Genomic DNA, 24,666 nt, shown 5'->3' on the forward strand with positions numbered 1-24,666 from the left:
CTGGCAACAATGCTACATTATTGGCATGGCTTCTTTAGAAAATAGAGCATAATGCGCGGCAGCGACTATGCGGAACTCAGGGCTTTTGCCGCTGTGGCCGAGCACGGTAATTTTGCCCGTGCGGCTGCCCGACTTGGCATATCAGCGTCGGCGCTCAGCCAGACGATCCGCACGCTCGAGGAGCGGATGGGTATCCGGCTGCTCAACCGCACGACCCGGAGTGTGGCACCGAGCGAGGCGGGCCGGCGGCTATTAACCCGGCTGTTGCCGGCGCTCGCCGATCTCGACCAGGCGGTGGCAGATATTTCGACGCTACGCGATACGCCGGCCGGGTTGTTGCGCATCAATGCGCCGCGCGTTGCGATCGTACACAGGCTGGCACCGCTGATTGCCCCCTTCCACGCCGCCTATCCCGATATCGTCATCGACATCATCGTGGATGACAAGCTCTCCGATATCGTTGCCGACCGTTTCGATGCCGGTATTCGGCTGGGCGAGATGGTGGAAAAGGACATGGTGAGCGTAAAACTCGGCGGCGAGATGCGGCTCATCGTGGTCGCCTCGCCCAGCTACATCGCGCGCCACGGCCTGCCGGACACGCCGCGAGACCTGCGCGACCACTCTTGCGTAGTCTCCCGCTGGCCGACGGATGGCAGCCTCTATCACTGGGAATTCGAGCGCGGCGACGAGAAGCTCGAAGTGGCCGTCTCGGGGCCACTCAGCACCACAGACAACGACCTGATGCTGCGGGCCGTGCTCGATGGCATCGGCATCGGCTATCTCTTCGATTATCACGTGGCGGAACATATCACCGCCGGCCGGCTGGTGAGCATGCTCGACGACTGGACACCGCCCTTCCCCGGCTTCCATCTCTATTATCCGAGCCGGCGCCAGATGCCGCCGCCGCTGCGCGCCTTCGTGGATTTCATCGGCCGGCAGCGGGTTGCCTAGAGGCCTCGATCCCCCGGCGGAACCGGCAGCAACCCTTGCGCGTTGATTGCCGAAGCAATGGGGCTTCTGGGACTTATCGCACATGGGTATCGCCAACGGAATCCGGAAACAGGCAAACAAGATCCGCCTCGGCGAACGCCATACCAGCGCATGGGCACGAACGCTGCAGGAAGCTACAGAGGAGCTCCCACCGCCGCCGGTACCGGTTCGACGCGTCGAGAAGGACGGGCTCGATGTCAGCATGGCCTGGGCCATCATCGGCATCTTCGGCATCCTTGGGCTTGCCGCCGTCTACATGATGTCGCTGATCCTGATCCCGATCACGCTCGCCGTGGTCGTCGGCATGATCCTCGGCATGGCGGCAGAAAAGCTTTCAAAGCTGGGTGTGCCGCGGCTGGCCAACGCGGCGATTCTTTCTTTCTCCGTCGCGCTCGTCATCGTTCTGGTGGTCAATTCGCTTGCCGGCCCCCTGTCGACGATTGCCAATGAAGCGCCTGATTTCATCGAGAGCACCACTCAACGCATCATGCCCTATCTGGAGCGGATCGAATGGCTGCACATCACGCCCGCAACCTTCCAGAGCGGGCCGATGTCGATCGATGCGCTCCTGGAAAATACCGGCAATGTGCTTCATGTCGTGACGACGAACCTGACGCCGGCGCTCGTGCAGGGACTGATCTTCTTCGCAGCGCTTCTGCTCTTCCTCGCCAGCCGCGCGAACCTGCGCAAGACGATCATCATGACTTTCCGCAGCCGCTCCCAGAGGCTTGCCGCCATCCGAGTCATCAATGCGGTGGAACAGGCACTCGGCTTTTATTTCGCCACTGCCTCGCTGATCTATGTGGCGCTCGGCGTCGTCATGACTGTCATCGCCTATGCCGGCGGATTGTCCATGCCCGTGCTGTGGGGCTTCTTTGCCTTTCTTTCGAGCTTCATTCCTTATCTCGGCATCACGATGATGACCTTTGCCGTGGCCATCGCCGGGATCATGTCCCATGACGGCATCATTATCGGCCTCATTCCGGCGGCTGCCTTCTTCACCGTGCACCTCGTCATGGAGAACCTGATCTTTCCCGCCGTCATGGGCCGGCGGCTGGAAATCAATCCGTTCGTCGTCTTCCTCGCGATCATTTTCTGGACATGGATGTGGGGCGCCGTCGGCGCGATGCTGGCTCTGCCGCTCTCCCTGATCGTCATGACCATCATCGAGGAACTCGTGATCGAGGAAAAACCGCAGCCACAACTGCCGAAGTAATCGATAGCGACGGGATATGCCGATGCCATCCGATCTCGATCTCAACGAAGTCAACCACGACGACCTCGTGGGCGGCAGCTCGCTCTGGGGCAGGAATGGCAAGCGCCCGACCTGTTATCCGCTGAAACAGAGCTTCAAGACGGACATCGCAATCATTGGCGGTGGCATCACCGGCGCGCTTGTGGCGGAACATCTGACGGCGCGCGGTTTCTCCGTCGTCGTCATCGACCGCGAGCAGCCGGGGTTCGGCAGCACGGCAGCAAGCACAGCGATGCTGCAATGGGAGATCGACCGCACACTCGGCGAGCTGGAAATCCTCTATGGTTTCGAGCGGGCCGCCGCCATCTACCGCCGCAGCGCCGCTTCCGTCGCGGGGCTTGCCAAGCTGGTCGGCGCCCACGGCATCGTCTGCGGTTTCCGGCCGCGCAACACGCTCTATCTCGCCAACAATCATGAAGGCGCGCGCGAATTGCTGGACGAGTGGCAATTGCGCCGGTGGGCGGGGTTGCCGGGGCATTATCTCGAGCATCCCGATCTCTTCACCCAATATGAGTTCGATCGGGATGCGGCGATCCTTTCGCCCGGCTCCGCCGAGGCCGATCCCTTGCTTCTTACCTGGGCTCTGCTGCAGATCTCGATTTCACGCGGTGCGCGGCTGATCAATGCCTCGGTGACCGCGCTTAACAGCGAAGGCAGGCATGTGAGCGCGGTGACAGATGGCCCCTATGTGATCGAGGCGCGGCATGTGGTGCTGGCGACCGGCTATTCCATGCCCGGCCTCGACATGCCGAAGCTGCACCGCACGAGTTCCAGCTGGGCGCTCGCCACCGTGCCGCAGAAACCTGACGACCTCTGGCGCGACGGAACGCTGCTCTGGGAAGACAGCCATCCTTATCTCTACCTGCGCACCACCGATGATAACCGCATCATCGCCGGCGGCGAGGATGACGACACAATCGATCCCGAAGAGCGCGACCGCAAGTTACCCGCGAAGACCGTGGCGATCCGGGAGAAACTGAAGCGCCTGTGGCCGAAAGCCGATACGCGGGTCGAGCATGCCTGGTGCGGCACCTTCGGGGAGACGGCGGACGGCCTGCCGCTGATCGGCCCGGTGCCTGGCATGGCAGGTGTCTATGCCGCCTATGGCTATGGCGGAAACGGTATCACCTTCTCCTACCTCGCAGCACAGATGATCGGCGCGACGCTGGCCGGAACGCAACGCGAATGGTTCGAGGATTTCGCGCTCGATCGGGATGCGCCGGCTATGCGGAGTTTTGTGGCGAATTCGGTGCGTGCTGGGGAAGAGCTGAGGTAAGCCCCGCCCCTACTCAGTCGTTTTGTCGTCACCGGTATCGGCAACATCCTGCAGGCGGACGAACTCCGTGCCCTTGGCCTTGAGATCGACGAGCGCCTTGGCGACGCCTTCACCGGCCGCGTGGGTCGGCTGGTTGATGTGGGAAATGACGACGTCGCCGTCCTTTGCCGAGGAGATGCGCTTTTCCGTTACCGCAGCACCAAGCAGCGAGCCCCCGTCGCCATTCACGGAATAGCCAGCGATGCGATAACCCATGGCGCGGATCTGGCCGATGGCCGAGAGATCGTATTTGGCGGTCGAACCACGAAACCAGCGCGGTGCGGGAATGCCCGAAGCGACCATGGCAGCAGCACCGCCCTCCACCTCCTGCCTGACGGCCTCGGGCGAACCGGCAGATGCGATGCCATAGACCAGCACCGGCTTGTCGATCGCCGGAATGTGCCTCTCGCCGTGATTTTCCAGTTCGAAGAGATCGGGATTCTGCAGGAAGGCGGCAACCGCCTTCGGATTGCGCTTCAGCCAGCGCGCGGTCACGAAAATCGTCGCGGGAATGCGCTCATTGACGAGTGTGGACAGAATGCGCTCATCGGCCTCACCCATGCAGGCATCGAAGGTGAGCGCGACGCGGGCATGGCCTGATATGTTGGAACGGGCGATGTGCAGATGCGGCTCCACCAGCTTCGGACCTGCCGTTCCGGGCGGATGCTCAGGTACGACCGGAGATGTTTCCACAGCAAATGCCGACGAGACGGCAGCAAGCAGCAGCGCGGGTGCGAGAAGAATACGGTTCATAAAGAATCAGATGCAGTTGATGTTCTAGTGAAACTTAAAGCAAAGCGGCAGACCAAGCCATGTGGCCTGATGCCGCCTGCAGAGGAATGGAAGGGTCTCAATCTCCCCGCATTCCTGTGCCCGACACAAGATAACGGCGCCGGATCTTTGGGCGAGAGAGACACAAATCCCATCAGGAAATATGGGAGAGTGACGCTCAATCGTAGAGGTAATATTTCGTCCACTTATCCTTCGGCACCTTGTCACCGATCTTGTACTTCAGGTCACGCACATTGATGTGCTGCGGGCCGGTGATGCAGGTATAGGCAAGGTGGTACCAGTCGCCCTTGCTGCGGAAGACGGCGCCGGGGGCTTCCAGCCGGTCGTCGCTCGGAATCGGATCCTTGAAAGTGTAGGCAATCACCTTGTCCGGCCGGAAACCGGTGCCGTCCTTGTTGATGCGGCTCATCGCTTCGGTGTCGCAGCTCTGTTCGAGGCGGGTGGCGGGATCGAGCTTTTCGAGCTGCTTCTTGATGGCAGGATCAACCGCAAAGGCGGAGGAAGCCGCAAGGCCGATGAGCGACATAAGCAGAACCAGACGTTTCGGCATTGCGGGGAAACCTTTACTGTTATGCATTCTTCATACTGCCGCCGACAGCATGCCGGGGCCTGACGAAGGTGTAATTTTCGCGCGGCGCTAGCGGACTTTCTTAAATATTGTGGTGACATCAAGGCAACGCGCCGGCCATCGTGTCTCGAGACGCTTCATTGCTTAAGCGCTTGATCCCGACCTGCCGCGTCTCTATCTCTTGCCCACCGACATCGCCCTCACGGAGCCTTCCTTGTCCGCTTTCAACAATCTGCCCGCCTCTCCCGCTGCCGAAAAAAGGCCTGTCTCCGACACGCGCCACGGCATTACGCGCACGGACGAATACGCCTGGCTAAGGGCCGACAACTGGCAGGCCATGTTCAAGGATCCTTCCATCCTCGACCCTGATATCCGTAGTCATCTGGAGGCCGAGAACGGCTATATGAATGCGGCCATGGAAGATACCAAGCCGCTGCAGAAGGTGCTGTTTGCCGAGATGCGCGGCCGCATCAAGGAAGACGACAGCTCCGTGCCGATGAAGGACGGCGCCTATGCCTACGGCACCGCCTTTGTCACCGGCGGCGAGCAGCCGCGCTATTTCCGCATTCCGCGCGACGGAGACGTGAAGGACGAGACGCTTCGCGTCATCCTGCTCGATGGCGACAAGGAAGCGGGTGGCAAGGCCTATTTCCGTCTCGCCGGTATTGATCACAGCACGGACCATAGCCGCGGCATCTGGGGCTATGACGACAAGGGTTCCGAGTTCTTCACGCTCCGGGTTCGCGATCTGGCGACCGGCGAAGATCTGTCCGATGTGATCGAGAACACGGGCGGCGGCGGTGTTTGGGCGCCCGACGGCAAGAGCTTCTTCTATTCGGCGCTCGACGAGAACCACCGCCCCTCGAAGGTTTTCCACCATATTCTCGGCACGCCGCAGAGCGAAGATCGTCTGGTCTACGAGGAAGAGGATGCCGGCTTCTTCATGGGCGTCGGCGGCTCGCTGCTCGACGACTTCATCTATATCGATATCCACGACCATGAGACCAGCGAATACCGGCTGCTTTCGACCAAGGACCTGACCGCGGAACCGAAGCTGGTCGCCGCGCGCGAAGAAGGCATCGAATATTCGCTGACGGAGGGCGGTGATGTCTTCTACATCCTGACCAATGACGGCGGCGCCAAGGATTTCAAGATCATGGAGGCGCCGGTTGACAGACCGGGCAAGGAAAACTGGCGCGAGGTCGTGCCGCATAAGCCTGGTACCCTCATCATCAGTCATATGGCCTATGCCCGCCACCTGCTGTGGCTGGAGCGCAAGGACGGCCTGCCGCAGATCATGATCCGCGACCGCCGCACCGGCGAGGAGCATGCGATCGCTTTCGATGAAGAGGCCTATTCGCTCGGTCTTTCCGGTGCTGCGGAATACGAGACCGACGTCATCCGTTTCTCCTATTCCTCGATGACGACGCCCTCGCAGCTTTACGACTACAACATGGTCACCCGCGAGCGCACGCTGCTCAAGACGCAGGAAGTGCCATCGGGCCATAATCCGGATGACTACGTCACCCGCCGCGTCTTCGCGCCGGCCTGGGACGGCGAGCAGGTACCGGTCACCCTGCTCTATCGCAAAGACACACCGCTCGATGGCACAGCGCCCTGCCTGCTCTATGGCTACGGTGCCTACGGCATCACCATCCCCGCCGGCTTCAACACCAACTGCCTGTCGCTCGCCGACCGCGGCTTCGTCTACGCCATCGCCCATATCCGCGGCGGCAAGGACAAGGGCTTTGCCTGGTACGAAGACGGCAAGATGGACAAGAAGACCAACACCTTCAAGGACTTCATCGCTGCCGCTGACTATCTGAATCAGGAGAAGTTCACGTCCTACGCTGGTATCATCGCCGAGGGCGGATCGGCCGGCGGCATGCTGATGGGCGCAGTCGCCAACATGGCGCCGGAGAAATTCGCCGGCCTGATCGCTGCCGTGCCCTTCGTCGACGTGTTGAACACCATGCTCGACGACACCCTACCGCTCACCCCGCCGGAATGGCCCGAATGGGGCAATCCGATCGAAAGCAAGGAAGAATACGAGCAGATCGCCGCCTATTCGCCCTATGACAATGTCGGCGCGAAGGCCTATCCGCCGATCCTGGCTCTCGGTGGCCTGACCGACCCGCGCGTCACCTATTGGGAGCCGACAAAATGGGTCGCGCGGCTGCGCGACAAGACGACGGGTTCCTCGCCCATCCTGCTCAAGACCAACATGGATGCCGGCCACGGCGGTGCGTCCGGCCGCTTCCAGCGGCTTGAGGAAATCGCATTCGAATATGCGTTTGCGATCAAGGTGGCAGGCAAGATGTAAGATCGGGTGTGGCGTTCCTGTGAACGCCACACAATCAATGGAGGGAGAAATGGCCGTCTATGTCGCGCTGCTGAGAGCCGTGAATGTCGGCGGCACCGGCTCTCTCCCCATGACCGAATTGAAGGCAATCTGCGAAGAGCTCGGCTTTGCCGATGCGAAGACCTACATCCAGAGCGGCAATGTTCTCTTCCGCTCGGATGAGGCAGAAAAGGTGGTCGAGGAAAAGCTCGATGCGGCTCTCGGGCGGACGATGGGCAAGCGGCCGGGCGTGATGGTGCGCAGTCGTAAGGAGCTTGATGCCATCGTCGCCAATGTGCCCTTTCCCCAGGCCAAGCCCAATTTTCTGTTGGTCTATTTCCTGCCCGAAGCAACCGCTTCCGATGCGCTGGAAAAGATGGTTGCGCCGGATGGCGAGGAGGCGAAGCTCGCCGGCCGTGAGATCTATGTGCATTATCCAAATGGTTCCGGCCGCTCGAAACTCAAGCTTCCGGCGTTGAAGCCGGGGACATCCCGCAACCTCAACACCGTGCGAAAGCTTGCAGAAATGGCGGCAGATCTGGAGGCCGGTGAAAGCTAGAGTATCTGGTATGCTGCAGCACTTTGCCTTTTACGCAAAACCGCTGCACCCATTTGCTGCAATTGCTTATGGCTGTCCACCTCCGCCCGCTGCACCATAGACCTGACCGGTGGCGTAACTCGCATCGGCAGCGGCAAGCTGCACGTAGATCGAGGCAAGTTCGGCTGGCTGGCCGGGACGTCCGAGTGGCGTATTGCCGCCGAACTCGACCAGCTTTTCCTGTGTCGCGCCGCCACTCACCTGCAATGGCGTCCAGATCGGTCCGGGGGCGACGCCGTTCACCCGGATGCCTTTCGGACCAAGCTGCTTGGCCATCGATTTGGTGAAATTCATCATCGCCGCCTTGGTCATGGCGTAATCGACCAGATTGGCGGAAGGATCATAAGCCTGTTCCGACGTCGTCTGGATAATGGCCGAGCCTTCGCGCAGGTACGGCAATGCCGCCTTCGTCAGCCAGAACATCGCATAAATGTTGGTCTTCATCGTCGCGTCGAAATCCTCGCTGGAAATATCCGAAAGCGACTGGCGCTGCTGCTGGCGTCCGGCATTGTTGACGAGAATATCAAGTCCACCGAGCTGGCGCACCGCGTCTGCCACGATCTTCCGGCAGATTTCTTCATCCCTGAGATCGCCGGGCAGTGCCACGCCGATGCGCCCTTCCCTTTCGATCAGTTCGATGACCTCGCGGGCATCCGGCTCTTCATCCGGCAGGTAACTGATCGCGACATCGGCCCCTTCGCGCGCATAGGCGATTGCCGCCGCGCGGCCCATGCCTGAATCGCCGCCGGTAATCAGCGCCTTTCGGCCCGCAAGGCGACTGCTGCCCTGATAGCTCGTCTCGCCATGGTCCGGCTTCGGCTCCATATCGCGGGCGAGCCCCGGAAAGGGCTGGGTCTGCGAGGGAAAGGGTGGCTTCGGAAACTTGCCGCGCGGATCATGGATCGTCTTGCTGTTGCTGCTCGGGCTGTCCATTGCCTGTTCTCCCTGCGATTTACACTGCGGGCATAACAGTGCGGGCACCTATCGGTTCCCTGCAGGGAGAAAACGTCGTGGTAGCGCCTATAGCCGGCCGCCGCCGCCGCCGGCTGCGCCATAGATCTGGTCGTGCCTGACGGCAACAAGCGGCGACTCGATTGCCGGCAGGAAGAGCATCTTCACGAAGATGCGCAACATCAGCACCTGTTCGGCAAGCGTGTTCGGCTCCTTCAGCGTCTTGGAGAGAACGATCCCGCCCTCGAGGACCGAGGAGACCATGTCGGCAAGCTGGTCGACATCGACTGGCTCGCGCGGAGAATAGACCGCCATAATCTCGCGGAACATACGGCCGAAGCGGCGGCGCCAGGCGAGGACGGCGTTGCGGTTGGTATCCTGTATCTCGTGGTCGAACAGCCGCTCGTAATAGCAGACGGTCGCCACGAGGCAGCCGGGATGGCCATTCGGCAGATCGGAGAGCAATTCGGACAAAAGCTTCAGGCCAAGCAGGAAGGATTGCAGCGGATCGTCCATCAGATCGCGCGCACGGCTGAAGATCTCGTCGTAGATGCGTTCGTCATTTTCAATGTAGCGGTTGAGCAACGCCTTCGCGAGCTCGTTCTTGTCCTTGAAGTGGTAGAAAAAGCCGCTCTTGGTGATGCCCGTCTCGGCGATCAGCTCCTCGATGGAAGTGCCGCCGAACCCCTTCTGCAAGACCGCCGCTTCTGCCACATCAAGGATGCGATTCCGCGTTTCCTCGCCCTTTCGCATGTTCCCCTCCTGTACTCGTGGTACAGTTTTCAGTTCCGCAACATCAGGCCCGCCTCCGCCCCCGGCAGCATCGGTCCATGCAAGGGATTGATTTCAATCCGAAAAGTTCGAAACCGCCTGTAGTATACCGTAAGTCGCCTAGTTTAGCATCAACTTAAACGTCAGAACATCATCCATCGACGGCAGCCATTTCAGGCGCCGCGACAGGAGAGGTTTCGCAATGGCAAAGTACAGGCATGAGCTGCCGCAGCTAAAGGGCGGCACGTTCATTAGCGATGGTGGTATGGAAACCACGATGATCTTTCATGAAGGCATCGAGCTTCCACATTTCGCCTCCTTCGTATTGCTGGCTTCCGAGGACGGGCGGGAGCGCACGAAAAGATACTATCGCCGCTATCTGGATATCGCCCGGCGGCACGGCACGGGCTTCGTGCTCGACACCGTCACGTGGCGTGCCAATCCCGACTGGGGCCAGAAGCTCGGATACACAACCGAAGCCCTGCAGGCGGCAAACGAGGAAGCTGTCGACCTGCTGGTGGGCTTGCGTCGCGCCTATGAGCAGCCGGAACAGCCGGTCGTCATCAGCGGCGCCATCGGCCCGCGCGGCGACGGCTACAAGGCGGGTGCGATGAGTGCCGACGAGGCGGAGGACTACCACGCCGTCCAGATCGGCACTTTCGCCGGCACGGAAGCCGATATGGTCGCCGCGTTCACGCTGACCAACGTCGATGAGGCGATCGGCATCGCCCGTGCGGCAAAAATGCTCGGCATGCCCTGCGCCATCTCCTTCACGCTCGAGACGGACGGCAGGCTGGTGACCGGCCGCAGCATTCAGGACGCCATCGAGACGACGGATGCGGCGACCGGCGGATCTCCGGCCTATTACATGATCAACTGCGCCCATCCGACGCATTTCGAAGGAGCACTCGATCATGGCGGCACCTGGGTGAAGCGCATTGGCGGCATCCGCGCCAATGCCTCGACCCTGAGCCACGAGCAGCTTGATAACAGCGAGACACTGGATGCGGGCGACCCCGAAGATCTCGGCCGTCGTTACCGCGAACTCGTTCGCCGCATGCCGCAACTGCGCGTGCTCGGCGGCTGCTGCGGCACCGACCACCGGCACGTCGCGGCGATCTGCGAGGCATGCTTGCCGCAGGCGGCGTGACAGGGTCAGTTGGAGGGCATGACAGTGACGATGGTTGGGGCAATAATGCGCCAGCACAGCTGGCGCGATCTGTGGCTTGCGATTGCAGGGCGGCAGGAGGCGCAAGCCGAATTGGAGTCGGCCGAAGAGGTGGCGTTGCAGGATATGGATCTTGCAGCTTTCGAGGGCCTCGACGGCCGCATGGCCTACGGGCTCCAGGCGGACCAACGCAAGGGGCGTCCATCGCGGCGCGGGCGATTGCGGGAGCCTGTCGGCCTCTGACGAAGAGGAAGGCGCCTCAGCTTTTGGCTGCGGCGCCTTTCGTCTGCTTGCCCCTGTAGCCGCTGATTTCTTCGCCGGCGGTCGGCGAAAAGCGCAGGTTCCAGATGGTGGCAGTGATCGAAATGATCGCAACCACGATGAAAGCGATCGAGAAATCACCAAGCTCGGGCGTTTTGACACCGTTGAAAGCCATGGATCCATGCAGCGCCAGCGCGCCGATGCAGATGCCGAGCGACAGCATGAGCTGCTGGAAGGTGGTGTAGAAGCTCGTGGCCGAGCTCATTCGATCCTGGCCGATCTCGTCATAAGCGATGGTATTATAGGCCGTGAACTGGAACGACATGAAGAAGGCGCTGAGCACCAGGGCGATGAAGATCAGCGGCATCGGCCAATCCGGCCGGAAGGCGGCGCAGAGACCGTAACCGATCGTGCCGAGAATGCCGTTGATAACAAGGCTCCTGCGGAAGCCGACGCGGCGGAACACGGCGCGCGCAAGCGGCTTCATGAAAAGCGCCCCGAGCGCGGTGGAAATGACGATCTGGCCCGCAGCAGCGGCCGAAAGACCGAAGCCGATCTGAAAGAGGAGCGGCAGCAGGAAAGGCTGCGCGCCCTGCGTGATGCGCGTCAGCGAGCCGGCGATGACCGAGGTGCCGAAGCTCGGCACCTTCATCAAGGAGAAATCCATGATCGGCGAAGGGTGATTGCGGGCATGGCGGAGATAAGCGATGCCGAAAAGCATGCCGATGGCGATCAGGAAGATCGCGAACGAAGCCTGTCCTTCATGGCTCGACAGTTCGAAGCCGAAGAGAAGCGAACCGAGCGAGATGCCCGAGAGGATGAAGCCGATCGTATCGAAGGGGCCGGCGGCCTTTCCCTTCACCTCGTCGATATAGATCGAGACGAAAATCATGCCGATGATGCCGATCGGCACATTGATGTAGAAGATCCAGCGCCAGTCGAGATAGGTGACGATGAAGCCGCCGAGCGGCGGGCCGACGATCGGGCCGATCAGCGCCGGCACCAAAAGCCAGGACATGGCGCTGACCATATCCTTGCGGTCGACGCTGCGCATCAGGACGAGGCGGCCGACGGGCATCATCATGGCGCCGCCGATGCCCTGCAGCAGGCGGGCGAGAACCAGGAATGGCAAGGTCGGCGCGAAGGCACAGAGGATGGAGCCGATCACGAAAACGGCGATCGCCGAGCGGAAGACGGTGCGCGAACCGAAACTGTCTGCCATGCGGCCGCTGGCGGGAATGAAGATCGCGAGGCTGAGCAGATAGGAGGTCAAAGCGATCGACATGGCCGGGGCGTCGACACCGAAATCGCGTGCCATCGTCGGCAGCGCGGTCGCCAGCACGGTTGCATCGACGTTTTCCATGAGCATGGCACTCGCGACAATCATCGCGATCACCCGGAAATTGGGTGCTGCACGCCGAGCCAACGGCGCATGATAAATCTGATCCGACATCGTCAGGGATCACTCACAGTGGCGCAGCGGAGCACACGGGGCGACAGGGCCGCGGGGGATGACATGGCAAAGATGCCAAGGGGAGATGATTTGCTATACGCCTGCAATCATGGCGGCGCTATGTCTTTTATGGCAAAGCTGCTTTGCCGAGAGGTAAACGCAGATCACCATTCCTTGCACTTTTTTGCCCTTCGTGAAGGAATGGTCCGGGGTCAAAATCGGCTTGCGTGACAGCACTTGCAGCCCTACCTATTAGCCATGACCTCCGCCCTGCAGAAAAACCGGCCGGACACGGCCTTTTCGTTCAACAACAGCTACGCGCGGTTGCCGCAGCGTTTCTTTGCGGCGCAAGCGCCGACGCAGGTTTCGGAACCCTGGCTGATCAAGCTCAACGAACCGCTGGCCGAAGAATTGGGACTCGATGTCGAAGCCCTGAAGCGTGACGGTGCGGCGATCTTTTCCGGTAATCTCGTGCCTGAAGGCGCCGAGCCTCTGGCGATGGCCTATGCCGGCCACCAGTTCGGGCATTTCGTGCAGCTGCTCGGCGACGGGCGAGCAATCCTGCTCGGCGAGGTGATCGACCGCAACGGGCAGCGCCGTGATATCCAGCTCAAGGGCGCAGGGCAGACGCCCTTTTCGCGCCGGGGCGACGGGCGGGCCGCGCTCGGCCCGGTGCTGCGCGAATATATCGTCAGCGAGGCAATGTTTGCGCTCGGCATTCCCGCCACAAGGGCGCTAGCCGCCGTGCTTTCAGGCGAAGGCGTGCGGCGCGAGGACATCTTGCCGGGCGCGGTCTTCACGCGCGTCGCCGCAAGCCATATCCGCGTCGGCACCTTCCAGTATCTTGCCGCTGGTGGCGACGATGAAGGCATCAAGACGCTCGCCGACCATGTGATCGAACGGCACTATCCCGAGCTGAAGGCGACGGAGAACCCCTATCTGGCGCTTTATGAGGCCGTCTGCGACCGGCAGGCAGCGCTGATCGCGCGGTGGCTGCAGGTCGGTTTCATCCATGGGGTGATGAACACCGACAATATGACGATCTCGGGCGAAACGATCGATTTCGGCCCATGTGCCTTCATCGATATCTATGATCCGATGAAGGTCTTTTCGTCGATCGACCAGCATGGCCGTTACGCCTATGCCAATCAGCCGGGCATCGGGCAATGGAACCTGGCGCGGCTCGGCGAAGCGCTGCTGCCGCTTGTTGATGCCGACAAAGACAAGGCGATCGAGCATGCCAATGCCATCATCAAGGCCTATGGCGAGCGCTTCCACGCCCATTGGCTGCAGGGCATGCGCGGCAAGATCGGCCTGATCTCCGCAGAGGACGGCGATCTCGATCTCATTCAGGCGCTGCTGGCGCTGATGCAGGCCGAGGGCGCGGATTTCACGCTGACCTTCCGGCGGCTTTCGGCGCTTGCGGGCGACGAAACGGCCGAGGCCGCCTTCGCATCGACCTTCCGCGAACCGACTGCCGCCGCCGAATGGCTGGGGCGCTGGCGCGACAGGCTTTTGCGCGATCCACAGGCGCCCACCGAGCGAGCCGCAGCCATGAAGCTGGTCAACCCGGCCTTCATTCCGCGCAATCACCGTATCGAGCAGGCGATTGAGGCGGCCGTAGAGGATGGCGATTTCTCGCTGTTCGAAGCACTTCTATCCGTGCTTTCTCATCCCTATGACGAGCAGCCGGCATTCGCGGCCTATATGGACCCGCCGAAGCCCGAAGAGCGGGTGTTGCAGACCTTCTGCGGAACCTGATTTCAGCCAATTCCATATCAACCGACCCATATTAACCGGAGATAGTGATGACCGACCTTCTCGACATCCCCGTCAAGACCGTTCAGGGGCGTGAAACGACGCTCAACGAATATCGCGGCCAGGTGCTGCTCATCGTCAACGTCGCCTCCAAATGCGGCTTGACGGTGCAGTATGAAGGGCTTGAAAAGCTCTATGCCGACAAGCGCGAGAAAGGCTTCGTCATTGCCGGCTTTCCGGCCAACGATTTCAAGGGACAGGAGCCGGGCACGGATGCGGAAATCCTCGATTTCTGCACCAGCACCTTCGGCGTCGACTTCCCGATGTTCTCCAAGATCTCGGTCAAGGGGCCGGAAAAGCACCCGCTCTACAAGAACCTGACAGGGTCCGGCATGGAAACGACCGGCGAAGGGCCGATGCGCGAGCGGCTGAAGGGCGCCGGTCTCGCGGCTGACGACAGCGAAGTGCTCTGGAATTTCGAAAAATTCCTCGTCAGCCGCAACGGCAAGGTCGTTGCCCGATTCGCCCCTGATGTGACGGCTGACGACAATCGCCTTGTCTCGGCGATCGACCGCGAGCTTGCAAAAGCCTGACACGACGACCGCAACCGCGGCCAATTGTGGCGGTTGAAAGGTAACCCTCCCGCTCTATCTGTCTGATCGGCGTATATTTTTCGCCATTCTCCGATCCGGCTAACCAGCGGGAGACTGCCTTATGGCAATCGTCATTACCTCCATCCTCTTCATCATTTTCGGACTGGCGCTCGGCAGCGGCGGGCTCTGGCTCGTCACGCTCGGCGGCAGCGTCTTCTATCTCTTCGCGGGGCTGATGTTCCTGCTGACGGCAGGCCTGTTGCTCATGCGCAAGGCAGTGGCGCTCTGGGTGTACGCGGTGCTGGTGGTTGTGGCACTCGCCTGGGCGATCTGGGAGGTTGGGTTCGACTGGTGGCAGCTAGGCCCGCGCGGTGGCCTCATTATCCTCTTCGGGATCTGGCTGCTGACGCCCTGGATCCGACGGCCACTCGGCTTCCGCAGCCCGACCGGCACCCATTACGGCGCCAATCCCTGGCCGCTCGCCATTCCGGTCATCGCCGCCATCATTGTCGCCGTATATTCGATGACGACCGATCCGCACGATCTTGCGGGTGACCTGCCGACGCAGACAGTTGCCGCCACGCCGGCCTTCGGCGGCAATGTGCCCGGTGGCGAATGGCATCAGTACGGGCGCACACCGTTCGGCCAGCGTTATTCACCGCTCGACCAGATCACCGTTCAGAATGTTTCCACGCTGAAAGAGGCTTGGCGCTACCAGACCGGCGACGTGAAGCGGCCTGACGACGTCGGCGAAACAACCTATCAGGTGACGCCGCTGAAGGTGGGCGATACGCTCTATCTCTGCACGCCGCACAATTGGGCGATCGCGCTCGATGCAAGGAACGGGCAGCAGAAATGGAAGTATGACGCCAATTCCGGCATGAATCCGGACCGTCAGCACCAGACCTGCCGCGGCGTCACCTATTACAGCGATGAGGCGACACCGGCCGGCCAGCCCTGCAAGGAGCGCGTCTACCTGCCGACCTCAGACGCGCGGTTGATTGCGCTCGATGCAAGCAACGGGCAGGTCTGCACCGGCTTTGCGGAACAGGGCGTGCTGCATCTGCAGACGGGCATGCAGTACAATCCGGCAGGCTATTACTACTCGACCTCACCGCCGGTTGCCGTTGCGGGCAAGATCATCATCGGCGGGGCGGTTAACGACAATTATTCCACACAGGAACAGTCCGGCGTCATCCGCGCCTATGACATCAACAGCGGCGCGCTGATCTGGAACTGGGATTCCGGCAATCCGGACCAGACGACGCCGTTGCCGGAGGGACAGCACTATACGACGAATTCGCCGAATAGCTGGTCGGTCTTCAGCGTCGACGACCAGCTCGGCATGGTCTATATCCCGCTCGGCAATCAGGTGCCGGACCAGCTCGGCATGAACCGCAGCGAGAATGTCGAGAAATTCTCCTCATCCGTTGTGGCGCTGGATATCAATACCGGGCAGCTTCGCTGGGTGCAGCAGTTCGTCCATCACGATCTCTGGGATATGGACGTACCCGCGCAGCCGGTGCTGCTCGACCTGACAAAGCAGGACGGAACGGCGGTTCCGGCACTGGTGGCTTCCACAAAGCAGGGCGATATCTATGTGCTGGACCGGCGCACCGGGCAGCCCATCATTCCCTTCAAGGAAATCCCCGCGCCTGATGGGGCGATCCCCGAAGATCGTACGGCGCCGACACAGCCAATCTCGGACCTCACCTTCTCGCCGGAACCGCTGCAGGAGAAGGACATGTGGGGTGTCTCGCTGTTCGACCAGCTTGCCTGCCGCATCGATTTCCATCGCTACAAGTACGAGGGCCGCTATACGCCGCCATCGCTGGAGGGAACGATCGTCTATCCCGGCAATTTCGGCACGTTCAACTGGGGCTCGGTCGCAGTCGATCCGGAGCGGCAGGTGATGTTCGGCATGCCGACCTATCTTGCCTTCACTTCGCGCCTGGTGCCGGCGGCCGATATTCCGCCACGCGGACAGGATGAAAAGGGCAGCGAACAGGGGCTAAACCGCAATGACGGGGCACCCTACGGCGTCTTCATGGGTCCGTTCCTCGGGCCGTTGCAGATCCCCTGCCAGGCGCCGCCATGGGGCTATGTCGCTGGCGTCGACCTGCGCACCGGGCGCATCGCCTATATGCACAAGAACGGCACGGTGCATGACATGACGCCCCTGCCCCTGCCCTTCAAGATAGGCGTGCCCGGCATCGGCGGGCCTGTCATGACCAAGGGGGGCGTCGCCTTTCTCGGTGCTGCCGTCGATAATTACCTGCGCGCCTACGACGTGACGAACGGACGTCAGCTGTGGGAGGCCCGGCTTCCGGCCGGCGGACAGGCGACGCCGATGACCTATACGACTGGCGACAACAAGCAATATGTCGTCATGGTCGCCGGCGGGCACGGTTCGGTCGGCACCAAACCGGGCGACTACGTCATCGCCTACACGCTGCCGTAGTGCCAGCTGAGCGATACACAAGCTCGGGGCAGGATTGCCCCAGCATACTGCTATCGATTTTTCAGGGGGATTTTTTCATGGAAATCGGTAGCAGCCTTTCAATTTATTCAGGCCTCGGCTCGCTTTTCGAGCAGGGCAAATCCAAGAACAAGCAGACCGACGAATTCAGTGGTAGCGCGCGCAACCAGTCCGGCGCCGGGCTGCAGCCGAGCACGACCCCGCCGTCCATCGCCAATACGATGTGGGCAGTGCAGGCCGGCAACGAGACCTACATCAACCCGCCTTCCGACGCAGAGGCCGCCGCCAAGGCGGCGCACGACAGCCTGGTCGACCAATTCTCTGAATGGAGCAATATGGACCCGGCCGAATTCATCCGTGCCCGATACCTGGAAGCACACGGTCTGACCGAAGACGACCTCAAATCCATGCCCGCCGACCAGCGCGAGGCGATCGAAAAGGAAATCGCCGAGCAGATCAAGCGTGAGCTTGCCGGCATCGAAGACGACGGAGACGGCAGCAAGGATCAAACGACTGCGCAATCCGCGCCCACACAGTCCACGGACGAAAATTCGGCCGCCTGATCTGAGGTTTCATCCGAAGAGCCGCGGAGTAGCGATGCTGCATCGCGGCTTTTCAATTAGCGTGGCGGATGAACTCGCAGAAAACCAGGCGGGAACCCTCTACACAATCTCCGTAATCATCTTGCCTATTTCGGCGAAGACGGGATTGAACTCGTCCATCTTCACGGTCATTTCCGCCATATAGACTGCGGCAACGATGGGGCCGCGATTCGGCGGCCAGATGATGGCGATATCGCCGGCCGAACCGTTGTCGCCCGTGCCGGTCTTGTCGCCGATCTTCCAGCCGGAGGGCAGGCCTGCACGTAGGCGCGCGCCGCCGGTCGTATTGGCCACCATCCAGTCGACAAGCTGATTGGCCGAATCTTCCGCCAGGACCGAGCCAAGGGCGATGTTGCCGAGCGTATCGAGCATGGCATCGGGCGTCGTGGTGTCGCGCGGATCGCCTTTCGTCGCCTCGTTCAGCGCGGTTTCCATGCGGTCGAGCCTTGTCGTACCGTCGCCGACGGAACGCAGCCAGTCGGTCAATCCAGCCGGGCCGCCAAAACTTTCCAGCATGAGATTGCCGGCCGTGTTGTCGCTCAGCGTAATGCCGGCCTTGCAGATCTCGGCCATCGTCATACCCTCGCCGCCGGCGTGCTTTTCGGTCTCGGGCGAATAGGTGACGAGCTTGTCCTTGCCGTAGGTGACGCGCCGGTCGAGCTTTTCATCGCCCTTGTCGACACGGGCGAGAACGAGGCCGGCGGCCAGAACCTTGAAGGTGCTGCACATGGCGAAGGGCTCGCTGCCGCGATAGCCGAAGGAGACATTCGTGTCGCTGTCGAGAACAGAGACCCCAAGGCGCCCGCCGATGCGCGTTTCAAGTGCTGCAAGCCGCTTGTCGATATCGTCATCCTGCTGCGCAGCGTACACGCGAGGCGCAAAGCCCAGCGCAGGCAACAGCAAGGCGGAACCCATGAAGCTGCGGCGGGTGAAGCTGTGATTCATAGAGACCTCCGGGGAATCAGGAACACAGGCGTAAGGGCTGATTGCGGCGGCATCTCGGCTTTAAGGCCAGGATCAGGCGGCGCGCGTGACCTCCACCGTCACATGCGACAACTCGTCCAGGCTCGATAGTCTCTCCTTGTAGAAGGCCGTGTCGCGCGGCTGCGGCGTGAGCACGGCGACGATTGCCGCATGATGGCCGGGGCCGACCTGCCAGACATGGAGATCGGTGATGCGGTCGCCATCGCCCTCGATAGCACCCCGGATCTCATCCGGCAGCGTTTCCCCTTCGGAGAGCACATCGAGCAGGACGGCGCCTGACGATTTCATCAGCCCCCAGGACCATTGCGCAATGATGAGAGCGCCGACAATGCCCATCAGCGGATCGAGCCAGAGCCAGCCATAGAGACTGCCGAAAGTGAGCGCAGCAATGGCGAGCACCGAGGTCAGCGCATCGGCGATGACGTGCATATAGGCGGAGCGGATATTGTTATCCGCATGACCATGGTGGCCATGATCGTGGCCGTGATGGTGATCATGCCCGTGTCCATGATGGTGACCGCTGCTACCGCTCAACATCCAGGCGCTGACGAGGTTGACGGCAAGGCCGATGACGGCGACGGCAATCGCCTGGCTGAAGCTGATCGGCACCGGCGACGTGATGCGCAGGAAACTTTCCCAACCCATCAGCAGGGCAATCATCGCCAGAATGATGGCACTCGCGAAGCCGGCGAGATCGCCGAGCTTGCCGGTACCGAATGTGAAACGCGGGTTGCGGGCCTGCTTGCGGGCGAAGAGATAGGCAAGCGCCGAAATCAGCAGCGCGCTCGCATGGGTGGACATGTGCCAGCCGTCGGCCACCAGAGCCATTGAGCCGTAGACCGTACCAGCGGCGATTTCGACCACCATCATGACTGCCGTCAGCGCGATCACCAACCAGATGCGACGTTCGTTCCGGGCATGGTCCTGCCCCAGGAAGACATGATCATGTCCATGGCTATTCGTTCCTGATATCATCGCCATCTCCTTATCGATCCGGCTCAGCGGATATAGGTTCTCAATACTTCCGATATTTCCTCGACCGCTTCCGCCCTCGCCTTTTCGTCGGCGGCATGCAGCACATGTTCGTGCAGATGCTCGTCCAGCACCTCGCCCGTCAGACCCGTCAGCGCACCGCGCACGGAGGCCAAAAGCTGGAGGATCTCACCGCAGGGGCGCTCGGCCTCCAGCGCGCGCTCGACCGCCTCGAGCTGCCCGCGGAGGCGGCTGACGCGGGCGATGAGCTTCTTCTTCTGATGGGTGGTGTGGGACATAGAGATCTCGAATTTAGTATAGGGGGGTACCCTATATTGCCTTTCTAAAAAACGAAAGCGGCGAAGCAGCGCAGTCGCTCTTGAAATTACATAGGACTCCTATATATTAAGAGCATGGAAACGCCTAAAGATCCCACTCCGATCGACAACCGCATCAGCGAAGGCCTTTCGCGGATCGCGATCGCGATGCGCAGTGATGAATGGTCGAAGGCCGAAAAGGCCGGGCTGAAGCCGACGCAGCTTGCGATCCTCGATTTCCTTGCCGGGCGAAACGGTGCGCGGGTGAAAGAGATTGCGGCACATCTCGGCGTCTCGCAGCCGACGGCGACGGATTCGATTGGGGCGCTCGAGCGCAAGGGCTTTGTCATCAAGGCAAGCGTCGCCGATGACAAGCGCTCAACGGCAATCCGCATCACGCCCGAGGGGCTGGCGGCGCTTGGCTCGGTTTCGCCGATAGAGACAGCGGCGATGGAGGCGGCCCGGTCGCTTTCTCCCGGCGAGCAGGAAGGCCTGCTGCTGTCGCTCGTCAAGATGATCCGGCATCTGCAGGAGGCAGACGCAATACCGATCCAGCGGATGTGTGCGAGCTGTCGCTATTTCCGCCCTTATCAGCATTCTGGTGCTGCCAAGCCGCACCATTGTGATTTCGTGAACGCGGCCTTCGGCAGCAATGAACTGCGCATCGATTGCCGCGACCATGAAACCGCCGATCCGGCAACCCGGGCTGCCACCTGGGATGCCTTCGAAAAAGGATAGGCGCACTCTCCAGGCAACTTAGAAAGAGAAGGAAATTCAAAATGTTGAGACAATTTATCACCGGCGCGGCCATCGCCGGAGCGCTATCCCTTTGGCTGGGCTCAGCCATGGCGCATCCCGTCACGGCAGAACCGTCTGTCGTTGTGAAAGCCCCGTTCGATATCATCGAAACTGAGATCGTCACCAAGGGCGACAAGGCGGTCTTCTCAACCCGCGTGCGCGGCGAGGCCGGCGCTGAGAAGCCAGCGGTCACAGGTAAATTCGAAGGCTCCGGCGTCTATGCCTATGTCTGGCCGACCTCGCTCAACAGTGGCGATATCGGCTTCGACAAGAACCAGGGCATCGTCGCACTTGCCGTTACCTTCCATCCCGATTTCGACGATGCCGCCTATAAGGGCAAGAACCGTGACGTCTGGCATCCGCACTGGGTCGTGCTTAACGAGGACAAGGCCTGCGCCGGCGGGTTGAAGGTGACCGATATTCCCGATGGCGCCAAGCCGAAGCTCCCCGCCACTTGGCCGGGCGTTCCGCTGCTGATCGACAGCCCCGACTATCCGACCGCGCTCAAGGGCGATCGCGTCGATGTCACCATTCCGCTGTCGCTGCTCGGCGGCCTGGTCGGCGCTTCCTATGATGGCGTGACGGCAGGGCTGAAGATCAACGGCAACCTGCATGCGCCGCTGCTCTGCGTCGACAATGTCTTCAAGGTCGCATCCGGCAATCTCAGCCTGCCGGGCAAGGTCATGCCTGCAAAGTGAGCGGGTCGCCGGTCCGTCGACTGCCATCGCCGGACCGGCTCTTTCCTCTCTCCAGGCAAATAGAGAAGAGAAAACACCAGGCAGGATTATCCCATTGCGCCCCGGATGCAACGGGCGAAGCAAGCGCCTGCCCAACGACCAAGGATTTCGACATGTCCGATCTGACACTCGCACCGGAACTTTCCGTCAGCGAATGGTTCAACACGCCTCAACCGCTCTCCATCGCCGGATTGCGTGGCAAGGTGATTTACCTGCACAGCTTCCAGCTGCTCTGCCCCGGCTGCGTGGCCGAAAGCCTGCCGCAAGTGCGCCGCATCGAGCGCATCTTCGCCAACACGGATCTCCAGGTCATCGGCCTGCACACGGTCTTCGAGCATCACGAAGCGATGACGCCGACTGTGCTCAAGGCTTTCATCCATGAATATCGACTGACCTCGCCCATCGGTGTCGATCAGGCCGACGGGCAGTCCGACATACCAATGACAATGCGCCACTATGGTTTCAGGGGAACGCCCTCCTCCGTACTGATCGGCCGTGACGGGGCGATCCTGCATCATGCCTTTGGCGTCGAGGACGATATTGCGGTCGGCGCACGCATCGGCATGGCGCTGGCCGCTCCCCTTCCGGCAACAATGCCTGCTGATAAGATCGACGGCTGCGCCGATGGAGCTTGTGCTGCTCCTGCGGATGCGGCCTGATCTTGCCGGAGCCGCCATTGACAAACGAGCGGTTTCGGAGGATTGATCTCTGCATGATCGAGAACGCGCACCACAACCGCTCGTATTTTTGGCTGTACCTGTAAAGGGCGGCCGAGACAGATCATAATGTCAACAAGCCGCCGTCAGGCGGCTTTGTTGTATCGGCAGCGTCCTGACGGCATAAACTTCGAAAAGGACGCGAAGATCATGCTTGAAATCGAAGACAGCGAAATTTCGCTGATGCGCCCGCCGGTCATGACGATCCGCGCCGCAAAGCCGCGTGACATTCTCGAACTCCACGAGATGATCGGTCTTCTTGCCACCCATCACGGCGATATTTCGGCCTCGACACCGGAACAGCTCGAGCGCGATCTCTTCGGGCCGACGCCGTGGATTTCGGCTATTGTCGCCGATGGCAGCGAAGGCCTGATCGGCTATGCCATTCTCGTTCCGCTCTACAGGGCGCAGGAAGGCAAGCGCGGCATGGACCTGCATCACCTTTTCGTGCGCGACGGTCATCGCGGCCATGGCACCGGCCAGCTTCTCGTCGACCGCGCCCGCGAAACCGCACGCATTGCAGGCTGCGATTACCTCTCCGTCAGCGCCGCAACCGGCAACCTGAAGGCTCACCGCTTCTACGAACAGATGGACTTCACCCCTCGTCCGGTCACCGGCATGCGCTATATGCAGTCCCTGTCGTGAGTGGCTCCAGCCGCTTGGGCGTCTTGCAAGGGAGAAGAGTATGACCCGACTGGCGGTGGTACTGACCGAAGGCTTCGCGGACTGGGAAGTGGGGCAGCTTGCTGCCTCCGCCCGCACCCATTTCGGCTTTGATGTCGTGACCGCAAGCCCGGGCGGAGCGGGAGTGCGCTCCATGGGCGGCATGCGGGTGGCTCCCGATACAGTGGCCGAGAACCTGCATGGCGACGCCTTCGATGCACTGGTCATTTGCGGCGGGACGATCTGGGAAACAGAGAGGGCGCCCGACCTTTCGCCCGTCATCAACGACTTCATCGCGCGAGGCAAGGTCACTGCCGCGATCTGCGGCGGCACGCTGGCGCTGGCGCGCGCCGGTGCGCTCGATGACATTGCCCACACCAGCAACGCGCCCGATTTCATTGCCGGCGCCGATGGCTATCGCGGCCAGGCGCATTATCGTGACGGTCCGCAGGCGGTGCGATCAGGCATGATCGTGACTGCGTCCGGTTCGGCGCCGATCACGTTTACGGCGGAGATCTACAGGGCGCTCGGCTTCGGCAGTGAAGAACTCGATACCTATGTGCAGATCCTCGGCGCCGAACATCAGCCGAAGGCGGCCTGAGCCTCGCCTAGCAGGCCGATAACCTCGGCTGTCGTGCGCACGTCGCCGAAGCTGCGATAGACCGAATAGAGCGCCATGTTATGATCTATATCGCGGCGAGCGGCATTTGCATCGGCCAGCATGACGACGCGAAAGCCGCTGCTGCAGGCATCGCGGGCCGAGGATTCACAGCAGATATTGCTGAGCGTGCCGGTAATGAGAGCCGTATCGACACCGCGAGCCTTCAAAATGCAGCAAGTGGCGCGCTTTCCGGATGAAAGGCGCTGTAGGAAGTTTTCTCGATCAATAGATCCTGCGGTTCCGGGACGAAATCCGGCGCAAGCCTGCTTTCGATCGGCCCTACGCCGCCTGACGTGCGGTAGAGCTCTGCGATCGCCTCCCCGAAGAATTCGCGCGCCAGCTCCGGATGAGTCTGCCTCGGCGCCGGCACCACCCAGACAATCAGCCCGCCGCAGGCGCGCACCGCAGCAACAAGCGCCTGAATGTTCGGAACGATGCCTTCGGCATAACTGCCCGGCGTGACGAAGAAGGGGATCATGTCAACGATGACGAGCGCGGTTCTTTCCGGCGCCAGATGCGTGAACGCGAAACGCCGGCCACGGCGTTCTTCCTGACGGGCATATTCACGCGCTTCGATCTGCCAGTCGTGCCGTTTCAAGGCCACCCGTCCGTTCCAGTGATTGAGGCCTAGCGTATACCGAGTCGCCGTGTCGGCATCTCTTTTTCCGGGCTGGTCTTCACCGCCACCTCATGTGCTGGCCGTATGGCCCACTGGTGAAGTGCGGCCTTGACGAAGAGGAAGGCCGCGGCCCGCGCCTGGGCAATATCGTTGGGATCATCGAGGCGGCTGGCAATCTTCGCCTCCATGACAGCGATTGTATCAGCGAACCAGAGCGCAAGAGCGGCGTTGCGCGCACCAAGCCGCTCCCTCATGCGGGCGATCGCGGCGTCGGTTTCCTCAAGAGACGGATGCTTCATAGCAC

The 24,666-nt window shown here is 61.3% G+C and carries 27 protein-coding genes; 16 read left to right on the plus strand and 11 right to left on the minus strand.

Annotation, left to right across the window (positions count from 1 at the left end):
* Window positions 1-51 precede the first annotated feature (51 nt).
* The 3 genes from AC1DUP_RS17120 to AC1DUP_RS17130 all read left to right on the plus strand — a co-directional run bounded on the left by AC1DUP_RS17120 (window position 52) and on the right by AC1DUP_RS17130 (window position 3,521).
* On the plus strand, window positions 52-951 hold the full coding sequence (locus AC1DUP_RS17120; protein ID WP_477833310.1) for a LysR family transcriptional regulator: 900 nt from the start codon (window positions 52-54) through the stop codon (window positions 949-951).
* 82 nt (window positions 952-1,033) lie between these two features.
* On the plus strand, window positions 1,034-2,206 hold the full coding sequence (locus AC1DUP_RS17125) for an AI-2E family transporter (protein WP_113300305.1): 1,173 nt from the start codon (window positions 1,034-1,036) through the stop codon (window positions 2,204-2,206).
* 22 nt (window positions 2,207-2,228) lie between these two features.
* Entirely contained in the window at window positions 2,229-3,521 is a 1,293-nt protein-coding gene (locus tag AC1DUP_RS17130; protein WP_477833312.1) for an NAD(P)/FAD-dependent oxidoreductase, read from the plus strand.
* Between the two features lie 9 nt (window positions 3,522-3,530).
* Here AC1DUP_RS17130 and AC1DUP_RS17135 read toward each other — a convergent pair whose 3' ends face one another.
* Both AC1DUP_RS17135 and AC1DUP_RS17140 read right to left on the minus strand, forming a co-directional pair.
* A complete protein-coding gene (locus AC1DUP_RS17135) occupies window positions 3,531-4,313 on the minus strand; it encodes a polysaccharide deacetylase family protein (RefSeq protein WP_477833314.1) in 783 nt (260 codons plus the stop codon).
* A gap of 196 nt (window positions 4,314-4,509) precedes the next feature.
* A complete protein-coding gene (locus AC1DUP_RS17140; protein WP_113300302.1) occupies window positions 4,510-4,902 on the minus strand; it encodes a DUF930 domain-containing protein in 393 nt (130 codons plus the stop codon).
* Between the two features lie 232 nt (window positions 4,903-5,134).
* Between AC1DUP_RS17140 and AC1DUP_RS17145 the strand changes: the two genes are divergently transcribed.
* Entirely contained in the window at window positions 5,135-7,243 is a 2,109-nt protein-coding gene (locus AC1DUP_RS17145; protein WP_477833316.1) for a S9 family peptidase, read from the plus strand.
* 49 nt (window positions 7,244-7,292) lie between these two features.
* Window positions 7,293-7,820, plus strand: coding sequence for a DUF1697 domain-containing protein (locus AC1DUP_RS17150; RefSeq protein WP_115035505.1), 528 nt, complete (start codon window positions 7,293-7,295; stop codon window positions 7,818-7,820).
* A 66-nt stretch (window positions 7,821-7,886) separates the two neighbouring features.
* Here the strand turns inward: AC1DUP_RS17150 and AC1DUP_RS17155 are convergent, their stop codons facing one another.
* A complete protein-coding gene (locus AC1DUP_RS17155; protein WP_477833318.1) occupies window positions 7,887-8,792 on the minus strand; it encodes an SDR family oxidoreductase in 906 nt (301 codons plus the stop codon).
* An 87-nt stretch (window positions 8,793-8,879) separates the two neighbouring features.
* Window positions 8,880-9,563 (minus strand): TetR/AcrR family transcriptional regulator, encoded by a 684-nt coding sequence (locus AC1DUP_RS17160; protein WP_477833320.1) that lies wholly within the window; start codon window positions 9,561-9,563, stop codon window positions 8,880-8,882.
* Window positions 9,564-9,783: 220 nt separating this feature from the next.
* Between AC1DUP_RS17160 and AC1DUP_RS17165 the strand changes: the two genes are divergently transcribed.
* Both AC1DUP_RS17165 and AC1DUP_RS17170 read left to right on the plus strand, forming a co-directional pair.
* Complete coding sequence (locus AC1DUP_RS17165) at window positions 9,784-10,731, plus strand: homocysteine S-methyltransferase family protein (protein WP_477833322.1); 948 nt, start codon at window positions 9,784-9,786, stop codon at window positions 10,729-10,731.
* Window positions 10,732-10,749: 18 nt separating this feature from the next.
* Window positions 10,750-10,992: a hypothetical protein gene (locus tag AC1DUP_RS17170; RefSeq protein WP_477833324.1), complete on the plus strand. Its 243-nt coding sequence runs from the start codon at window positions 10,750-10,752 to the stop codon at window positions 10,990-10,992.
* A gap of 16 nt (window positions 10,993-11,008) precedes the next feature.
* Here AC1DUP_RS17170 and AC1DUP_RS17175 read toward each other — a convergent pair whose 3' ends face one another.
* The gene (locus AC1DUP_RS17175; RefSeq protein ID WP_113311734.1) at window positions 11,009-12,463 is read right to left on the minus strand and encodes a DHA2 family efflux MFS transporter permease subunit; all 1,455 of its coding nucleotides are present in this window, start codon (window positions 12,461-12,463) and stop codon (window positions 11,009-11,011) included.
* 258 nt (window positions 12,464-12,721) lie between these two features.
* On the opposite strand from AC1DUP_RS17175, the gene AC1DUP_RS17180 reads away from it, so the two are divergent.
* The 4 genes from AC1DUP_RS17180 to AC1DUP_RS17195 all read left to right on the plus strand — a co-directional run bounded on the left by AC1DUP_RS17180 (window position 12,722) and on the right by AC1DUP_RS17195 (window position 17,856).
* Complete coding sequence (locus AC1DUP_RS17180; RefSeq protein ID WP_477833326.1) at window positions 12,722-14,224, plus strand: protein adenylyltransferase SelO; 1,503 nt, start codon at window positions 12,722-12,724, stop codon at window positions 14,222-14,224.
* A gap of 47 nt (window positions 14,225-14,271) precedes the next feature.
* Window positions 14,272-14,814 carry a glutathione peroxidase gene (locus AC1DUP_RS17185; RefSeq protein ID WP_162747223.1) on the plus strand — a complete coding sequence of 181 codons (543 nt, stop codon included), beginning with the start codon at window positions 14,272-14,274 and terminating at the stop codon, window positions 14,812-14,814.
* A 121-nt stretch (window positions 14,815-14,935) separates the two neighbouring features.
* The gene (locus AC1DUP_RS17190) at window positions 14,936-17,275 is read left to right on the plus strand and encodes a glucose/quinate/shikimate family membrane-bound PQQ-dependent dehydrogenase (protein ID WP_477833329.1); all 2,340 of its coding nucleotides are present in this window, start codon (window positions 14,936-14,938) and stop codon (window positions 17,273-17,275) included.
* 77 nt (window positions 17,276-17,352) lie between these two features.
* A complete protein-coding gene (locus AC1DUP_RS17195) occupies window positions 17,353-17,856 on the plus strand; it encodes a hypothetical protein (protein ID WP_477833331.1) in 504 nt (167 codons plus the stop codon).
* 99 nt (window positions 17,857-17,955) lie between these two features.
* Here the strand turns inward: AC1DUP_RS17195 and bla are convergent, their stop codons facing one another.
* From bla to dmeR, 3 genes are all read right to left on the minus strand, one after another.
* Entirely contained in the window at window positions 17,956-18,840 is an 885-nt protein-coding gene (gene bla / locus AC1DUP_RS17200) for a class A beta-lactamase (protein WP_113300291.1), read from the minus strand.
* Between the two features lie 72 nt (window positions 18,841-18,912).
* Window positions 18,913-19,854 (minus strand): CDF family Co(II)/Ni(II) efflux transporter DmeF, encoded by a 942-nt coding sequence (gene dmeF / locus AC1DUP_RS17205; protein ID WP_115035511.1) that lies wholly within the window; start codon window positions 19,852-19,854, stop codon window positions 18,913-18,915.
* Between the two features lie 23 nt (window positions 19,855-19,877).
* Complete coding sequence (dmeR, locus tag AC1DUP_RS17210) at window positions 19,878-20,150, minus strand: Ni(II)/Co(II)-sensing transcriptional repressor DmeR (RefSeq protein WP_113311727.1); 273 nt, start codon at window positions 20,148-20,150, stop codon at window positions 19,878-19,880.
* A gap of 114 nt (window positions 20,151-20,264) precedes the next feature.
* Here dmeR and AC1DUP_RS17215 point away from each other — a divergent pair, with 114 nt between their 5' ends.
* The 5 genes from AC1DUP_RS17215 to AC1DUP_RS17235 all read left to right on the plus strand — a co-directional run bounded on the left by AC1DUP_RS17215 (window position 20,265) and on the right by AC1DUP_RS17235 (window position 23,683).
* Window positions 20,265-20,906 carry a MarR family winged helix-turn-helix transcriptional regulator gene (locus tag AC1DUP_RS17215; protein ID WP_115035512.1) on the plus strand — a complete coding sequence of 214 codons (642 nt, stop codon included), beginning with the start codon at window positions 20,265-20,267 and terminating at the stop codon, window positions 20,904-20,906.
* Between the two features lie 41 nt (window positions 20,907-20,947).
* Entirely contained in the window at window positions 20,948-21,664 is a 717-nt protein-coding gene (locus AC1DUP_RS17220) for a hypothetical protein (RefSeq protein WP_113300287.1), read from the plus strand.
* A gap of 152 nt (window positions 21,665-21,816) precedes the next feature.
* The gene (locus AC1DUP_RS17225) at window positions 21,817-22,362 is read left to right on the plus strand and encodes a redoxin family protein (protein ID WP_115035513.1); all 546 of its coding nucleotides are present in this window, start codon (window positions 21,817-21,819) and stop codon (window positions 22,360-22,362) included.
* Between the two features lie 207 nt (window positions 22,363-22,569).
* Entirely contained in the window at window positions 22,570-23,064 is a 495-nt protein-coding gene (locus AC1DUP_RS17230) for an N-acetyltransferase family protein (protein ID WP_477833335.1), read from the plus strand.
* 40 nt (window positions 23,065-23,104) lie between these two features.
* On the plus strand, window positions 23,105-23,683 hold the full coding sequence (locus AC1DUP_RS17235) for a type 1 glutamine amidotransferase family protein (RefSeq protein WP_113300286.1): 579 nt from the start codon (window positions 23,105-23,107) through the stop codon (window positions 23,681-23,683).
* Here the strand turns inward: AC1DUP_RS17235 and AC1DUP_RS17240 are convergent.
* From AC1DUP_RS17240 to AC1DUP_RS17250, 3 genes are read right to left on the minus strand one after another with little or no spacing between them, the layout of a single operon-like run.
* On the minus strand, window positions 23,665-23,910 hold the full coding sequence (locus tag AC1DUP_RS17240) for an isochorismatase family protein (protein WP_477833338.1): 246 nt from the start codon (window positions 23,908-23,910) through the stop codon (window positions 23,665-23,667). The genes AC1DUP_RS17235 and AC1DUP_RS17240 overlap by 19 nt on opposite strands.
* Complete coding sequence (locus tag AC1DUP_RS17245) at window positions 23,907-24,347, minus strand: cysteine hydrolase family protein (protein ID WP_477833340.1); 441 nt, start codon at window positions 24,345-24,347, stop codon at window positions 23,907-23,909. Before AC1DUP_RS17245 ends, AC1DUP_RS17240 begins: the two co-directional genes overlap by 4 nt.
* Window positions 24,348-24,370: 23 nt before the next feature.
* Window positions 24,371-24,661, minus strand: coding sequence for a hypothetical protein (locus AC1DUP_RS17250; protein ID WP_477833342.1), 291 nt, complete (start codon window positions 24,659-24,661; stop codon window positions 24,371-24,373).
* Window positions 24,662-24,666: the final 5 nt, after the last annotated feature.

This window comes from Rhizobium sp. 01L419, assembly GCF_056400025.1.

Excerpts from the sequence above, each read along its gene's own strand:
- AC1DUP_RS17120 (WP_477833310.1), top strand. The coding sequence starts at position 52 with ATGCGCGGCAGCGACTATGCGGAACTCAGGGCTTTTGCCGCTGTGGCC.
- AC1DUP_RS17125 (WP_113300305.1), top strand. The coding sequence starts at position 1,034 with ATGGGTATCGCCAACGGAATCCGGAAACAGGCAAACAAGATCCGCCTC.
- AC1DUP_RS17130 (WP_477833312.1), top strand. The coding sequence starts at position 2,229 with ATGCCATCCGATCTCGATCTCAACGAAGTCAACCACGACGACCTCGTG.
- AC1DUP_RS17135 (WP_477833314.1), bottom strand. The coding sequence starts at position 4,313 with ATGAACCGTATTCTTCTCGCACCCGCGCTGCTGCTTGCTGCCGTCTCG.
- AC1DUP_RS17140 (WP_113300302.1), bottom strand. The coding sequence starts at position 4,902 with ATGCCGAAACGTCTGGTTCTGCTTATGTCGCTCATCGGCCTTGCGGCT.
- AC1DUP_RS17150 (WP_115035505.1), top strand. The coding sequence starts at position 7,293 with ATGGCCGTCTATGTCGCGCTGCTGAGAGCCGTGAATGTCGGCGGCACC.
- AC1DUP_RS17155 (WP_477833318.1), bottom strand. The coding sequence starts at position 8,792 with ATGGACAGCCCGAGCAGCAACAGCAAGACGATCCATGATCCGCGCGGC.
- AC1DUP_RS17160 (WP_477833320.1), bottom strand. The coding sequence starts at position 9,563 with ATGCGAAAGGGCGAGGAAACGCGGAATCGCATCCTTGATGTGGCAGAA.
- AC1DUP_RS17165 (WP_477833322.1), top strand. The coding sequence starts at position 9,784 with ATGGCAAAGTACAGGCATGAGCTGCCGCAGCTAAAGGGCGGCACGTTC.
- AC1DUP_RS17170 (WP_477833324.1), top strand. The coding sequence starts at position 10,750 with ATGACAGTGACGATGGTTGGGGCAATAATGCGCCAGCACAGCTGGCGC.
- AC1DUP_RS17175 (WP_113311734.1), bottom strand. The coding sequence starts at position 12,463 with ATGTCGGATCAGATTTATCATGCGCCGTTGGCTCGGCGTGCAGCACCC.
- AC1DUP_RS17180 (WP_477833326.1), top strand. The coding sequence starts at position 12,722 with ATGACCTCCGCCCTGCAGAAAAACCGGCCGGACACGGCCTTTTCGTTC.
- AC1DUP_RS17185 (WP_162747223.1), top strand. The coding sequence starts at position 14,272 with ATGACCGACCTTCTCGACATCCCCGTCAAGACCGTTCAGGGGCGTGAA.
- AC1DUP_RS17190 (WP_477833329.1), top strand. The coding sequence starts at position 14,936 with ATGGCAATCGTCATTACCTCCATCCTCTTCATCATTTTCGGACTGGCG.
- AC1DUP_RS17195 (WP_477833331.1), top strand. The coding sequence starts at position 17,353 with ATGGAAATCGGTAGCAGCCTTTCAATTTATTCAGGCCTCGGCTCGCTT.
- bla (WP_113300291.1), bottom strand. The coding sequence starts at position 18,840 with ATGAATCACAGCTTCACCCGCCGCAGCTTCATGGGTTCCGCCTTGCTG.
- dmeF (WP_115035511.1), bottom strand. The coding sequence starts at position 19,854 with ATGATATCAGGAACGAATAGCCATGGACATGATCATGTCTTCCTGGGG.
- dmeR (WP_113311727.1), bottom strand. The coding sequence starts at position 20,150 with ATGTCCCACACCACCCATCAGAAGAAGAAGCTCATCGCCCGCGTCAGC.
- AC1DUP_RS17215 (WP_115035512.1), top strand. The coding sequence starts at position 20,265 with ATGGAAACGCCTAAAGATCCCACTCCGATCGACAACCGCATCAGCGAA.
- AC1DUP_RS17220 (WP_113300287.1), top strand. The coding sequence starts at position 20,948 with ATGTTGAGACAATTTATCACCGGCGCGGCCATCGCCGGAGCGCTATCC.
- AC1DUP_RS17225 (WP_115035513.1), top strand. The coding sequence starts at position 21,817 with ATGTCCGATCTGACACTCGCACCGGAACTTTCCGTCAGCGAATGGTTC.
- AC1DUP_RS17230 (WP_477833335.1), top strand. The coding sequence starts at position 22,570 with ATGCTTGAAATCGAAGACAGCGAAATTTCGCTGATGCGCCCGCCGGTC.
- AC1DUP_RS17235 (WP_113300286.1), top strand. The coding sequence starts at position 23,105 with ATGACCCGACTGGCGGTGGTACTGACCGAAGGCTTCGCGGACTGGGAA.
- AC1DUP_RS17250 (WP_477833342.1), bottom strand. The coding sequence starts at position 24,661 with ATGAAGCATCCGTCTCTTGAGGAAACCGACGCCGCGATCGCCCGCATG.